A 13,626-nucleotide genomic window follows, 5' to 3' on the forward strand; every position below is an offset into this window, starting at 1 on the left:
CGGCCCCCACTCTTCCCCTGCTCGGCTTCGCCGCCTGGAGCGGCACCGGCAAGACCACCTTGCTGGAGCAGTTAATCCCCCTGCTGGTGGATCGCGGCCTGCGCATCGGGGTGCTCAAACATGCCCACCACGACTTTGATATCGACCAGCCGGGCAAAGACAGCTATCGCCTGCGCAAGGCGGGTGCCCAGCAGATGATGGTCGCCTCCCGTCGTCGTCATGCTCGCATTACTGAAACAACGCACGGCGAGACGGAACTGGCCGAAGCTGATTTTCGCCAGCTGCTGGCCAGCTTCGATCAGACAGAGCTCGATCTGCTCTTGGTCGAGGGGTTCAAGCACGAGCACTTCCCGAAAATCGAGCTGCACCGCGCCGAGATTGGCAAGCCGCTGCTCTTCCCCGAAGACAGCGACATCATTGCGCTGGCCAGCGATCAGCCCCAACAGAGTGGCGAACAACAGCAGACAAGCCTGCCCCGACTCGATATCAACGATTTGGCGGCTATCGCCGACTTCGTCTGCCGCTGGCTTGACGGCTGCCAGAGCAAGGAGCCGGAGGCGGGCAAGGGCTTTCTCTCGGTCGAGGCGGCCCGCAACGCCATTCTGGCGGCCCTCACCCCGAGCACGGCCTGCAGCGACAAACCGCTGGCCCAATGCCACGGCGCCGTGCTGGCCGCCGATCTGATAAGCCCCATCAATGTGCCGCCCCACGCCAACTCGGCGATGGATGGCATCGGCCTTCGCAGCGACGATCTCGCCGCCGGCCGCTGGCAACTGGTGGGGGAAGTACTGGCAGGCCAGCAACGCCATGAACCGGTGCTGGCCGGTCAGGCTGTGCAGATCATGACCGGTGCCCCGCTGCCCCCCGGTGTCGATACCGTGGTGATGCGTGAAGAGACGCTGATTGAAGGTGAGTGGGTTACGGTCACCGCACCGATCCGGGCGGGACAGAATGTACGCCTCGCCGGTGAAGATCTCGCCAAGGGCGCGGTCGCCATCCCGGCCGGGACCTGGCTGGGTGCCCCCCAGCTGGGGCTGGCGGCATCACTCGGTCAGGCCTGTCTCACGGTGCGCACCCCGCTGAAGGTGGCGCTGTTCAGTACCGGCGACGAGGTGCAGGCCCCGGGCGAGCAGCTCGCCCCCGGCCATATCTTCGACAGCAACCGCTTCACCCTGATGGCCCTTATCCGCGCCGCCGGGTGCGAGGTGATGGACCTTGGCATCATTCCCGATGACAAGACCATTCTGCGCCAGCAGCTGGAGCAGGCCGCCGCCAGTGCCGATCTGGTGCTGAGCTCTGGCGGGGTCTCGGTGGGCAACGCCGACTTTATCAAGCTGGTGCTGGCAGAGCTCGGCCAGATCGATTTCTGGCGCATCCAGATGCGGCCGGGACGCCCGCTCGCCTTTGGCAAGCTGGGGCAGACCCCCTTCTTCGGCCTGCCGGGTAATCCGGTGGCGGCGATGATCTGCGTGCTGCAGTTTGTCGAGCCCGCCATCGCCCGCTTGCAGGGCAAGCGGTGGCAGCCGCTGCGCCTCTCGGCACTGGCGGACGAGAAGATGAAGAGCCGCCCGGGGCGCACCGAGTTTCTGCGCGGCATCTTTCATCAGGACCGTAACGGCCAACTGCGGGTGCGCACCACAGGGCCACAGGGCTCCGGCATTCTCAGCTCCATGGCCGATGCCAACTGTCTGATTGAAATCGTACCGGACCAACCCGGGATCGCCGTTGGCGAGCGAGTCTGGATCCATCCCCTGCAGGGACGACTGGCCTAAATCCCGACGGGGCGTCGGCCGGATGCACGGCGCCCCGTCCCCCACCTGACAGGAGGCAGACCGTGCGTCTTGATGCCCCCCTCTCCCGACTCGATCTGCTGGTCTATGGCCGCTATCGGATCGTCCATGGCCTGCGTATTGCGCTCGCCTTTATGCTCACCTTTCTGCTGACCCGCGAGCTGAAACTGCCGGAGAGCACCTGGCCGCTGATAACCTTGGTGGTGGTGATGGGCCCCATCTCGTTTTGGGGCAATGTGCTCTCCCGCGCCCTGCAGCGGGTGGTGGGCACCATCTTCGGCGCCAGTTGCGGGGTGGTGGCGCTCTATCTCGAGATCTACTCGCTACCGCTTACCCTGATCTGGTGCGGCTGCATCATGTTCCTCTGCGGCTATCTGGCCCTCGGCAAGCGCCCCTATGTGGGGCTGCTGATCGGTATCACGCTGGGGGTCACCATGGGGGCCATGCCGGGGGATATAGAGACGGCGCTGTGGCGCAGTGCCGACGTGATACTGGGCTCCCTGCTGGCGCTGCTCTTTTGCAGCATCTATCCCCAGCGGGCCTACAGCCACTGGCGGCTGCAACTGCACCAGATCCTGCAGCAGTCGGGGCGGCTCTATCACACCCACCTCTCCCCCAATGTGCTGGAGCGCCCGCGCCTCAAGCACAATCTCTCCCAGTTGCTGGCACAGACCGGCAAACTGCGGGCCCTGCTGGCCCCTGCGGCCAAGGAGACACGCCACAGCATCGCCCTGTTTGATGCGGTGCAGGTCACCATGCGCAACACCCTCTGCACTCTGGAGATGCTGGCCAACACCTACTGGAACGATCGGGAGAGCCACTTCCTGATGCAGAGCACGGCTGCGCTGCAAGCCTGCCATATGGCCACCGAGGAGGCGATCAACCAGCTTGCCCTGATGATGCAAACCGGCGATGGTCGCGGCGCAGATGCCGCCATCGCCCGCCTGCACGAGGTGGCGACCCAGGTATCGCTCCCCCCCAATACCGAGGCAGCCATCAATGGCTACCTCTGGCTCAACGTGCAGCTGACCGAACAGCTCACCCACCTGCGCCGCCTGCTGGGGCTGATCCTCACCCCGCCCCATCGCAAGCAGCCCGACTAGACCCAATGCAAAACGCCCCGCAGTTGCGGGGCGTTTTGCTGTCTGACTGGCCGTTTGGGCCATGAAGGCAGCAAATCTTAACTGGCATTGGCCAGCGGCTGCTCGGTGGTAAGGTAGAGGGAGAAATCCTGAATACCCGCCTGCAGGGCCGCAAAACAGTCGGGGTCTATCGCGGTGCCCAGATTCTCCGCCATCATCTCCAGCGCCTGCGGCACAGGGATGGCGCCGCGGTAGGGGCGTTTGGCGGTGATGGCATCGAAGATGTCGGCCGTGGTGATGATGCGCGTCTCAAGGGTGATCTCGTCCCCTTTCAGCCCCTTGGGGGAGCCCTTGCCATCAAGCCGCTCATGGTGGGCACCCGCCACTTGTGCCAGCTCCTCGAAGGCACCGATACGGCTCAGGATCTCCTCGGTGTAGGCGGCATGCATCTGCACCGCCGCCCACTCCTTCACATCGAGCTTGCCCGGTTTGTCGAGAATGGCGTTGCTCACCCCGAGCTTGCCCACGTCATGGAGCAGGGCACCCCGCTTGAGCCAGCGTCGACGCGGCTCGGACAAGCCCATCTGGGTGGCAAGAATGTCGGTATAGAGCGCTACCCTGCCGCTGTGACCCGCGGTGTAGAGACTTTTGGAGTCCACCACCTGCCCGAAGGCCGCCGCGATTTCATCCAGATAATCTTCATCCAGCGCCACCTCCCCCTGCCCGGCCGGGTGGACCAGCACCCACTCGGTCAGTCGGGGATCGGCCAGTCCTTGCCAGAACTCCTCGTCGGCCAGCGCTTCAAATTCGCGAACCAGTGCCGGATCAAACCAGCTGCCGCGGCGCTCGCGTAGCTCCTTGAGCGCCGCCTCCGGGCCTGCGGCCGCGTGAAACACATCCACCACCTGACAGAGCAGGGCAATGCGGGAGAAGAGCGGGATCGCCTCGCCAGCCAGTTGCAGGGGCCGACCTTTGCCATTCCAGTGTTCATCGAGAGAGAGGATGCCATCGGCCACCTCGTCACTGAAACGCAGCTGGCGAGCAATATCCGCCCCCCGATGACAGCGGGTTTGGATCAGTTCGTTGGCAATCTGGTCGCCGTTGCGAAAGATATGAAACAGACTGCGAAAACGTCCCAGCAGATCCGCCTGCAAGCCGGTGTGGCCCAGCACGAAGTTGACTACCTCGGAGAGGGAGCCATCCACCAGCTTGAAATCGCGTTTGAAGTGAAGATCGTCGGTGAGATAGAGCTCGCAGATGCGGGCAGCATTGCTGCTGCACCCAAGATCCTTAAGCAGGAGCGTGTAGTAGAGATCATGGCGCAGCCGGGCATCCAGTCCCAGCCGCTCCCCCAGACGGGAACCTATCCAGCAGCAGCGAATGCAGTGTCCTCTTGGTTGCCCCTCGGTCATATCGAGCGCATGACTGAGGGAACCAATCAACTCCGCCAATCGCAATCCATTCACCGTCATAGTCTACTCCCTTAGACATCATGGCGATTTTGCCAGCAGATTAGGTATACCCCATCTGAAGCTGGATCGATCTGGATTCAGTTGAATTTAGGCAGCAGCCTTGCCCTGATTAGCCCGCTCTTCAAGCTCCGCACGGCTCAGAGTAGAGACAAAGCGGCCATCGAAGTAGATATCCATCAGCTCGCCGCGCTTCTCGCCACGCATCATGCTGCGGCGACCATCCAGATAGTGCACCTCCATCTGGGCGGTACGCTCGTCCGGGTAGCTGATCTCCACCTCGCGTACCCCTTGTGGCAGCATGGCCAGCGGCACCTTCTTGAGGGCTGGATCCAGATGCTGGTTCACCTTGATCACCGGATTGGCTTTCATGTCCACCACAGCCGGAGATTTGCCGGTGATGGGGTTCTTGCCAGACCAGAACTCGATGGTATTGAACACAAACAGGTCAGCGGTCGCGGCCAGACCGTAGACAGGGGAGAGCAGCATAAAGACCCCGGCACGACCGTAGCGGTTATCCACCACGCTCAGGTTGCCCTTGGTGACCATGCCGGAAAGCCCCATCTGCCCCATACAGCCACCCAGCCCCATGCTCGCGACCATAACCAGCAGGGCCATTGCCCGCCCCTTCTGTTGTAATGCCATCGTGTTCTGTTCCTGCTCTGAAATAAATGAGGCGGCAAGCCTAATCAAGGGGCCAGAAGAGGACAATTCACAATGGCGGGACGATACAGGAGGGGTTCAGATTGGCATATCAAGTGCGCAATAAATAAGCACCGATGGGATTATCATCCGATCGGTGCTTCATTCAACAATCAATAACCGTCAGGAGCCGATGGCCAGATTGGAGACTGTCTCGGTCACATTGATGGCGCCCTGCTCGATCTGTGACATCACGCCACTCACCTCGCCGATCTGCTCCTTGCCACGCTGGGCACTGGTGGCCACCTCATTGATGTTGCCGGTGATCTGGGCCGTCAGTTCGCGGTTTTTCTGAACCACGCTGGCGATCTCGCCGGTCGAAAGGGAGGTGCGCGCAGCCAGCTGACGTACTTCGTCGGCCACCACCGCAAAACCGCGCCCCTGATCGCCGGCCCGGGCTGCCTCAATGGCGGCGTTAAGGGCCAGCAGATTGGTCTGCTCGGCAATACTGCTGATGGTCGAGACGATGGCTTCAATGCTTTTCGACTGCTCATTGAGCTGGCCAATCAGGCCGGAAGTGCGACTCACCTGTTCGGAAATTGCGCTGGAAATAGTGACCGATGCGGTCAACAGTTCAGAACCTGTCGCAGCAAAGCGGGTGGTCTCCTGCGAAATGGTCTGGGCTATGTTGGCCGCCTCGCTCACTGCCTGGGCGCGCTTGATCCGCTCTGTCACCTCACTGGCAAACTTGATCACCTTGATCACCTTGACCACCTTGCCGCTCTCATCCTTGATGGGGTTGTAGGTAGCCTCCAGCCAGATCTCGTTGCCGTGGCTGTCACGACGACTGAACAGCCCCGACTTGAGCTGGCCGTGGGCCAGATCGTCCCAGAAGTGGGGTTGCTCGCGATAGAAGCTCTCATCGCAAAACAGCCTGTGATGCTGCCCCTTGAGCTGCGAAAGGGAGTAACCGACGCAGGAGAGGAAATTCTGATTGGCCGTCACAATCTCCCCCTTGGGGGTGAACTCGATAATGGCGAGCGCCCGATCGAGTGCCGAGATGATCGCTTTCTGACGACTCAACTGCTGATAACTCTCGGTGATATCGGAGGCTATCTTGACGACCCTGACCACCTTGCCCTCAACCTTGACCGGGAAGTAGGTAGCCTCCAGCCACAACTCCCTGCCATGTTTGTCAATGCGCTGGTAGATGCCACTGTGGGAATGCCCCTGACGCAACTGTTCCCAAAACTGGGCATAGGAGGATGACTGGGCGTAGTGGGCATCACAAAAGATCCGGTGGTGTTTACCAATCACCTCCTGCTCGCTATAGCCCACCACACTCAGAAACAGCGGGTTCGCCTCGAGGATCTCGCCGCTTGGAGTGAAACTGATGGTAGCGACACCGACTTTTACTGCATCAATAAATGCCTGGGCCTGGGCCAACTGCATTTGACACGCTTGTAATTCCGCTTTGATTTTGAAGTTGAACATCTTGCCCTGCCCCTCTGTTACCCGTTTACAACTACGTCACATCTGCATGAACTTTAGACGAGAAAGCAGAGGGATAACGGGGTCCCATCGATTAAGGTGCCAGATCCCACTCCAGATAGGCCGGATTGGCGACAAAGCCGATCCGCTCATAGAGAGGGCGCCCCTGCTCGCTGGCATGGAGCCACACCTTGCCCAGCTGACGCGATCTGGCGAAAGCTGTAATGGCATCGAGCAGCGCCGTGGCGATCCCCTGCTGGCGCCATTGTGGCCGCGTATACATGTTGAGCAGATACCCCTCCATCCCCGCCAGATTGCCGGGATAGGGCGGCCGTTCAAATAATGCCAGCGTCCCTGCCGCCACGATCTGTTTGCCGCCCTCTTGCGTATCGGCCTCAGCCAGCCAGGATAAAGCACTCACTTCACTCATCGCCCGGGTAAAGTAGTCAAGGGTGGCATGCCACAAGACTGGGTCTGCCTGCGGCGTCACCAGCTCACCGACCTCACAAAACAGCTCCATGCGCAGCGCCACCAGTACGGGAATATCTGCGGCCCTTGCCTGACGAATGATCATTGGCTGCTCCTTTTCTCTCATGGGAAATTTCGCCAGCCGTCATTATGACAAAGAGCGCCTTGTGGCGCTCTTTGTCATTGGGGAAATCACTGATAAATCAATGGCTACGACGTGTCAGCCAGTGATCCAGGCTCAGCACACCGCCGCCCCAGATGATCAGGATCAGCAGCATCCAGCCCCACAGCTGGTGATCGTAAAAGCCACCCGCCCAGAGGGTCGGGTAGGAGATCACCGCCATGATATTGAAGCCAAACAGCAGCAAGGCGGCCGGGCGAGTAAAAAGCCCCGCCAACAGGAAGAGCGGCAACAGCAGCTCGGTCGCCGTACCCAGATAAGCAGCCCACAACCAGGGCAGCAGGGGCACCTGATACTCGGATTCAAACAGATAGAGGGTGGAATCCCACGCCGTCAGCTTGAGCCAGCCTGAAGTGAAAAAAACCGAGGCGACCCAAAGCCGCGCCAGCAACAGCACACCAGCGCTGCTCCAGCGCGGCAAATCACCACTCGAGCTGGCCAGCGCCAGCCATTTGTTTGCCATCATGGCATTACCTCCATATCCACCAGCAGACCAAGAGTTATCAGGCGAGTGAGATGTTCACTGGCCGCAGGGTCGGCCGCCAGCAGATCGACCAGCGCCGTACCAGCGAGACAACCCTGTAGCAGCGCCCACTCACCCGCCGTCAGGGGCAAGGGGGCAACCCGGCAATCCGGCTGTTTCTTCAATGCCAACCAGACGGGGGCATCAAGCACCTCCACCGCTTCACCACAGTGCAGCGCCATCTGCCACAGGGCCAGCACCGGATAATCGCTGGCAACCAGCAGCAGATCCGTGGCTGGCAACAGCCGCAGCCGCTCCCATTGTTGCGGCGATAATGCGGCCAGACGCTCGGCTGGCCAGCAGCGTGATTCCAGCGGCAGCAGACTGGCACGCTCAAGCTGCCATTCGAACTGCGCCAGCGCCTCCAGCCAGGGCAGTCCGGTTGTAGTCGGCAAGCGGGCCAACCATTGGCCAAATCCGGCGCCATAGTGCATGACGCTCCCTTCCCTGAGCGGCTCGGCCAATACGAAGCCACGTGCCGCCGCTGCAAAAAAGTCATCCCCGATCATGGCCTTGACGGCGGGATAACTGCTCGCCAGCACCTCGCCAAGGCTCAGGATGAAGTGGTTGCGATAGACCTGCAGCACAGATTCGGCAGGAAAGAGCCGGGAGCTGATGTGAGGGGCAATAGCGTCAGGCGCCCCCAGCAGACCATCGGCAAAGTGCTGTTGCAGCTGTGCCAGTTCAGCCATGGGCCACCTCCCGTGGTGCACTCATGGCACGCGCCTCATCCAGAATGGCGCCGGCCTGCGCCGCCTCTGCCAGCAAGACTGGCAGCGGCGGGATCTCGAGGTCCCACTCAATCAGGGTGGGAATGGCCTGCTTGCGGCAGATCTGGCGATAGAGTTCCCAGACCGGCGCCACCACAGGGGCGCTGTGGGTATCGATATAGAGGGAGCCTTCCGGCAGCTGTTTCTCGGTATAACCGGCCAGATGGATCTCCCCGACGGTGGCGAGATCGATCGCCGCCAGATACTCATCGCAAGAGAAACCGTGATTGAAGGCACTGACATAGAGATTGTTGAGGTCGAGCAAGATGCCACATTCGCTGCGCTGCTGCAGCTCGGCCAGAAATTCCCACTCGCTCATCTCCCCGGGCAGTTGCAGATAGGAGGAGGGATTTTCAATCAACATGCGGCAACCCAGGGTCTGTTGTACCTGCTGGATCTTGTCGCTCATGTTGCGCAGGGAGGCGCGGGTATAGGGCACCGGCAGCAGATCGTTGAAATAATGCCCGCCAATGCTGCCCCAGCTGAGATGTTCGGAGATCCGTACCGGTTTGATCGCCGCGGCCAGTGTCGACAACTGCTGCAGATGGTGCGGATCGAGCGGGTCGGCAGAACCGAGGGACATGCCAACACCGTGAAGACTGACGGGGTAGTGCTGCGCCAGTTCGGCGAGCACCTGAAAACCGTGACTGTGCCGTTCGAAGTAATTTTCACTGTGCACCTCCAGCCAACCGACTGCCGGCAGGGTTTGCCGGATCTCATCGTAATGGGGAGTGCGTAATCCGATACCAATCAAAGGGTTCATCGCAAGACTCGCTTTCGCCAATCAGAGAAGATGCAGGGGCGACCCATTGGCCATCCCCTGCCCGATGTCTCTTACTTGGGTTGCAGCGAACCGCCGACCAGCTTCTCGCACAGCCCTTTGGGCATCACCACAAAGGCATCACCCTGAGCATCTTCCTTGGCAGTACCGGCGCAGGAGCTGCTCTTGGTCGCACAGTCATTTTTGCTGGCCTTGACCACGCCGTAGCACTTCTCCTTTTCATCGGCAGCCATGGCTGGTGCCGCAATAAATTGGGCCCCCAGCGCCAGCAGACCGGTCATGGCGGAGGCGATAGCAGTGCTTTTTTTAACATTCATGTTCATGTTCCTTTTGATGTCGTTGGATGTTGCTGATATCCCCGATTTGTCACAACCGGGTACCTGCAATAGAACCGGAAAACGGGATATTCCCTTTCAAAAAAAACACAAAAAGAGTTAAACAACCCAAATCGAAACAAACAAGACATTGATTTAAAACAGCAATTTCTTCATTAAAAATATATTGCCGACCACCCATTAATGAACGAGTGAAGTGCCATATGGTGCTTTCATCCCGTTAATCTTTTTCACTGCTTCCATCAAAAGAGATGCGTCAGACATAAAAAAGCCCCGCCAACAGGCAGGGCTGGATGCAACTTTAAAGAAACAATAAATAAACAATCTGAGTGGTGTTGGGAGCCAGGAGTTGCGGCAAGCAGATAAAAAAAGAGACAGCTTTGGCTGTCTCTTTTTGCACATGGGTGCGAATGGGGTTTAGTAGAAGATCCGCTCGCCACGCTCGCTCATTTTGAGCCACACCGGTTTGGTGCTGGTTTTGTTCCAGATCCGGTGCAGATAACTGTAGAAGCGGGCACGATCGCTGCGAAACAGCATCACGGGGAAAGCCAGAATGCCCACCAGCAATACATAAATGCGACGAAGAATAATCTGAGTCAGGGAAAAGGGATGAAACATGATGTAACTCCTTACTGGTAAGACCACTGAGCAAAGATTACCCCACTCCATGTAGGATTACTACATCATCAACGCATTTTTTTATAAAAAAATGGTGAAAAACGGGAAATACTGAAAACGGGTTACGTCATTAACCAACAGTTAACAAACTTGCGAAAATCGTGCGCTTTGCCACAGTTATCAGGGGAAAAACATGCAGTAGGGAGACACGCATGAAACTGCCGGAAGTGACACTGCTGGTGCTGATGGTTGCCCTGACACGGGCACAACTGGAGGAGTGGCAACTGAATCGGGAAGATGCCATCGTGCTGGCCGAACGGGGCGTGCCCACCGTCAGCCTGTGGCAATGCGGCACACTGAAGCAACGGATTGCGGATCTCAACCAGCACAGCGCCGAGGTGCAGTTTCAATATCGGGGGCAAAACATGGCGGATGTGAGCCACTATCTCGAGCGCGAGTGGAAACAGGCTGGCTGCGAACAGTTACTGGTGCAGCAAGGATACTGACCAAGCTTCACGGCTCGAAGAGTGATAAATCAGGGAAAAGAGAGAGAGAAGATGGAGGCACGTTCCGGAGTCGAACCGGACTAAACGGATTTGCAATCCGCTGCATAACCGCTTTGCTAACGCGCCATGCTGACAAGACTGATTGTCTTGAAAGTGAGTTCCATCGTTGGTGCGATGGAAAATTGGAGCGGGAAACGAGACTCGAACTCGCGACCCCGACCTTGGCAAGGTCGTGCTCTACCAACTGAGCTATTCCCGCGTTACTGCTTTCGTGCCAGTTGCGTGACAACGAGGCGCATTATACGTACCACGAGCGCCAGCACAACCCCTTTTTCGCAATTTAAGCCCTGATGCAGACTGTTTGCTCAGGGTTTAAACGCCTTGCTGCATTTTTCTCCAGCCAGCTGTGACCCACTAAGCGAATTTGGGATAAAGTCGTTGAAATGATTACGCTTTCGTTCGAGACTTGAGCGGCTTAATAACCGGATTCTCAATTGAAAATCACAAGATGAAATGGATCTTCACGCTTCGTGGGCTCAGGCCGCAGTTAATGCTGGCTTTTTTCATGTTGGGCATGGTGCCCTTTTTGGTCATCACCCTCTTCTTCCTATACAGCCACGGCAAGGATCTCACCACCCAAACCTCCAACCATCTGGTCTCCGTTCGTAATATCAAGAAGAGTCAGCTCGAGGATTACTTCAACAACCTCAAAGAGCAGATCATCAACTTCTCCCAGCAGGATTTTGCCGGCAACAGTATCGGCCGTTTCTATGGCTTTACCGGCGCCTTCGAGAAGTTGGGCACCACACCGCAGGAGGCCCGCAGCCGTGCCCAGGCCCGCTATCTGCCCGGCTCCTGGGATCAACTGCGCAAACCGGACAGCCAAGTAGAGATCGAACCCTCCATTACGGCGCTGATCCTCGCCGACGAGATGTATGGCCGGGTGCACCAGCGCTTTCATCGCGGCTATGCCGACATGGTGCGCAAGTCCAACTACAGCGACATCTTTCTGGTGGACCTCAACGGTGATGTGGTCTATTCGGTCACCAAGCACCCTAACTTTGCCACCAATCTGCTCTCCGGACCTTATCAGGGCAGTGGCTTGGGCCAGACCTTCGCCAAGATCAAACGCCGCCTCGATGGTGGCCAGAAGCCGCAGCAGATCTTCGAGTTCACCGATTTTGGCCGCAACGAGCTGACCGGGCAGGTGGTCGCCTACATGGCGGCCCCCGTGATGCAGTACGACTATGTGCGCGGTGTGGTAATTTTCGAGCTGCTGCCGGACAAGCTCAACCAGATCATGGCGGAGCGGGAGGGGCTGGGCGAGACCGGCGAGACCATCCTGATCGGCCCGGACAAGCGGATGCGCGCCGATGCCTGGCTGGCACCGGAGTTCAGCGTCGAGAACAGCTTCAGCCCCAATTTCCGGCCGCTGCAAACACCCCTCATCACCAAGACGCTCTCCGGCGAGCAGGGGGTCGGGCTGTTCCACTCCTATCAGGATGACGAGGTGCTGGCCGCCTACACCCAGGTGAAGGTATTCGACACCGAGTGGGCGTTTATTGCCGAGATCTCCACCCGGGAAGCCTATGCCCCGATCCGCCAGCTGGAAACCCTGGTGATTGTGCTGGGCGCGGGCTCGGTGCTGCTGCTGATCCTCTTCTCCCGCTGGCTCTCCCACTCCATCACGGCGCCGCTGCGATCCCTGACCGAAGCAGCCGAGCAGGTGGCCGACGGCGCGCTGGATCACCCCATCGCCATCGAGCGAACCGGCGATGATATCGACCGGCTGGCCGAGGCGTTTCGCCATATGCAGCGCTCGGTGAAGGACAAGATCGAACTGATCGAACAGCAGACCCAGGAGCTGCAACAGCAGGTCAAGCTGACCCACAAGCAGAACCTTAGCCTGCAGCAAGCGGACAAGCTCAAGGATGAACTGCTGGCCAACACCTCCCACGAGCTGCGCACCCCCATTCACGGTATCAAGGGGATGGCGGAATCGATGCTCGCCAGTCAGCAGGATTTGACCGAAGGGCAGCAAAAGCAGCTCGGCCTCATCATCAAGAGCGCCGATGGCCTGGCCCGTCTGGTGGACGATCTGCTGGACTACCACCAGATGCGCTACGGCCAGCTGGAGATCCACTCACAACCCGTCTCATCAAAAGGGGTGATCCGGCTGGTGCTGGATCTCTGCCAGCATCTGGTGCAGGCCAAACCCCTCACTCTGGTGGATATCAGCCCGGCCGAACTGCCGCCGGTGCTGGCCGACGAGCAGCGGCTCGAACAGGTGCTCTACAACCTGGTGGGTAACGCCATCAAGTACACGCCGCAGGGCAAGGTGGTGCTCAGTGCCATCGTCGAGAACAACTTCCTGCGCATCAAGGTCACCGACACCGGCATCGGCATCGCCCCCGACCATCTGGAACATATCTTCGAACCGCTGGTGCAGATGAGCCCGGAGGTAAGCAAGCAGGGGGCCGGCCTTGGCCTCTCCATCACCCGCCAGCTGGTGCACCTGATGGGGGGCGAGCTGTTTGTCGAGAGCGAGCCGAGCGTCGGCTCTACCTTCGCCTTTACCCTGCCCCTTGCCACCGGCAAAGCGGCCAATCTGACTCTCGACAGCCGCCAGATCGAGCATCAGCTGGTGCGCCAGCAACCGCTGATCCTGCCGGACTGGGAGAGCGACGATCTGCCTCCTCCCCCCGAGGATGCACCGCTCATTCTGGTGGTGGATGACGAGCCCATCAACCTGCACATCCTGCGCCATCTGCTACAGCCCTGCGGCTACCGCATCCTGCCCAGCAGCGACGGCCACGATGCGCTGGCCAAGCTGGCCGAGGAGCCGGTGGACCTCATCCTGCTCGATGTGATGATGCCGACCCTTTCCGGTTTTGACGTCTGCCGCCGCCTGCGCCAGCAGCACCCGAAAGATATGCTGCCGGTGCTGCTGCTCACCGCCCTTAACCAACC

The 13,626-nt window shown here is 59.4% G+C and carries 12 protein-coding genes, 2 tRNA genes and 1 pseudogene; 4 read left to right on the top strand and 11 right to left on the bottom strand.

Going from position 1 to position 13,626, the window contains the following annotated elements; all coding sequences use genetic code 11:
* Positions 1–1,772, top strand: a 1,772-nt coding sequence (locus AACS18_RS01610; RefSeq protein WP_108613531.1) for a bifunctional molybdopterin-guanine dinucleotide biosynthesis adaptor protein MobB/molybdopterin molybdotransferase MoeA, incomplete at its 5' end; no start/stop codon positions are given.
* 62 nt (positions 1,773–1,834) lie between these two features.
* On the top strand, positions 1,835–2,893 hold the full coding sequence (locus tag AACS18_RS01615; protein ID WP_108613532.1) for an FUSC family protein: 1,059 nt from the start codon (positions 1,835–1,837) through the stop codon (positions 2,891–2,893).
* A gap of 77 nt (positions 2,894–2,970) precedes the next feature.
* On the opposite strand, the gene AACS18_RS01620 is transcribed toward AACS18_RS01615, so the two are convergent.
* The 9 genes from AACS18_RS01620 to AACS18_RS01660 all read right to left on the bottom strand — a co-directional run bounded on the left by AACS18_RS01620 (position 2,971) and on the right by AACS18_RS01660 (position 10,150).
* Positions 2,971–4,344, bottom strand: a complete 1,374-nt coding sequence (locus AACS18_RS01620; protein ID WP_108613533.1) for an HD-GYP domain-containing protein — start codon at positions 4,342–4,344, stop codon at positions 2,971–2,973.
* Positions 4,345–4,431: 87 nt separating this feature from the next.
* On the bottom strand, positions 4,432–4,986 hold the full coding sequence (locus tag AACS18_RS01625) for a DUF3332 domain-containing protein (RefSeq protein WP_181363379.1): 555 nt from the start codon (positions 4,984–4,986) through the stop codon (positions 4,432–4,434).
* Between the two features lie 180 nt (positions 4,987–5,166).
* The gene (locus AACS18_RS01630; protein ID WP_108613535.1) at positions 5,167–6,477 is read right to left on the bottom strand and encodes a methyl-accepting chemotaxis protein; all 1,311 of its coding nucleotides are present in this window, start codon (positions 6,475–6,477) and stop codon (positions 5,167–5,169) included.
* 91 nt (positions 6,478–6,568) lie between these two features.
* On the bottom strand, positions 6,569–7,048 hold the full coding sequence (locus tag AACS18_RS01635; protein ID WP_108613536.1) for a GNAT family N-acetyltransferase: 480 nt from the start codon (positions 7,046–7,048) through the stop codon (positions 6,569–6,571).
* Between the two features lie 97 nt (positions 7,049–7,145).
* Positions 7,146–7,589: a DoxX family protein gene (locus AACS18_RS01640; protein WP_064335749.1), complete on the bottom strand. Its 444-nt coding sequence runs from the start codon at positions 7,587–7,589 to the stop codon at positions 7,146–7,148.
* Complete coding sequence (locus tag AACS18_RS01645; RefSeq protein WP_108613537.1) at positions 7,586–8,338, bottom strand: HvfC/BufC N-terminal domain-containing protein; 753 nt, start codon at positions 8,336–8,338, stop codon at positions 7,586–7,588. The genes AACS18_RS01640 and AACS18_RS01645 overlap by 4 nt, the downstream gene beginning before the upstream one ends.
* On the bottom strand, positions 8,331–9,179 hold the full coding sequence (bufB, locus tag AACS18_RS01650; RefSeq protein WP_108613538.1) for an MNIO family bufferin maturase: 849 nt from the start codon (positions 9,177–9,179) through the stop codon (positions 8,331–8,333). The genes AACS18_RS01645 and bufB overlap by 8 nt, the downstream gene beginning before the upstream one ends.
* 71 nt (positions 9,180–9,250) lie before the next feature.
* Positions 9,251–9,514, bottom strand: a complete 264-nt coding sequence (locus AACS18_RS01655) for a BufA1 family periplasmic bufferin-type metallophore (RefSeq protein WP_005334862.1) — start codon at positions 9,512–9,514, stop codon at positions 9,251–9,253.
* A 435-nt stretch (positions 9,515–9,949) separates the two neighbouring features.
* Positions 9,950–10,150, bottom strand: a complete 201-nt coding sequence (locus AACS18_RS01660) for a YbfA family protein (protein ID WP_005334863.1) — start codon at positions 10,148–10,150, stop codon at positions 9,950–9,952.
* A 212-nt stretch (positions 10,151–10,362) separates the two neighbouring features.
* On the opposite strand from AACS18_RS01660, the gene AACS18_RS01665 reads away from it, so the two are divergent.
* Positions 10,363–10,656, top strand: a complete 294-nt coding sequence (locus AACS18_RS01665) for a hypothetical protein (protein ID WP_005362135.1) — start codon at positions 10,363–10,365, stop codon at positions 10,654–10,656.
* Between the two features lie 52 nt (positions 10,657–10,708).
* Here AACS18_RS01665 and AACS18_RS01670 read toward each other — a convergent pair.
* Positions 10,709–10,782: transfer RNA gene (locus AACS18_RS01670), tRNA-Cys, on the bottom strand.
* Between the two features lie 57 nt (positions 10,783–10,839).
* Positions 10,840–10,915: transfer RNA gene (locus AACS18_RS01675), tRNA-Gly, on the bottom strand.
* Positions 10,916–11,164: 249 nt separating this feature from the next.
* On the opposite strand from AACS18_RS01675, the pseudogene AACS18_RS01680 reads away from it, so the two are divergent.
* Positions 11,165–13,626: pseudogene (locus tag AACS18_RS01680) on the top strand (ATP-binding protein); the annotation flags it as partial.

Origin of the sequence: Aeromonas sp. HMWF015 (assembly GCF_963878965.1) — a bacterium.
Classification (GTDB): Bacteria; Pseudomonadota; Gammaproteobacteria; order Enterobacterales; family Aeromonadaceae; genus Aeromonas; species Aeromonas veronii.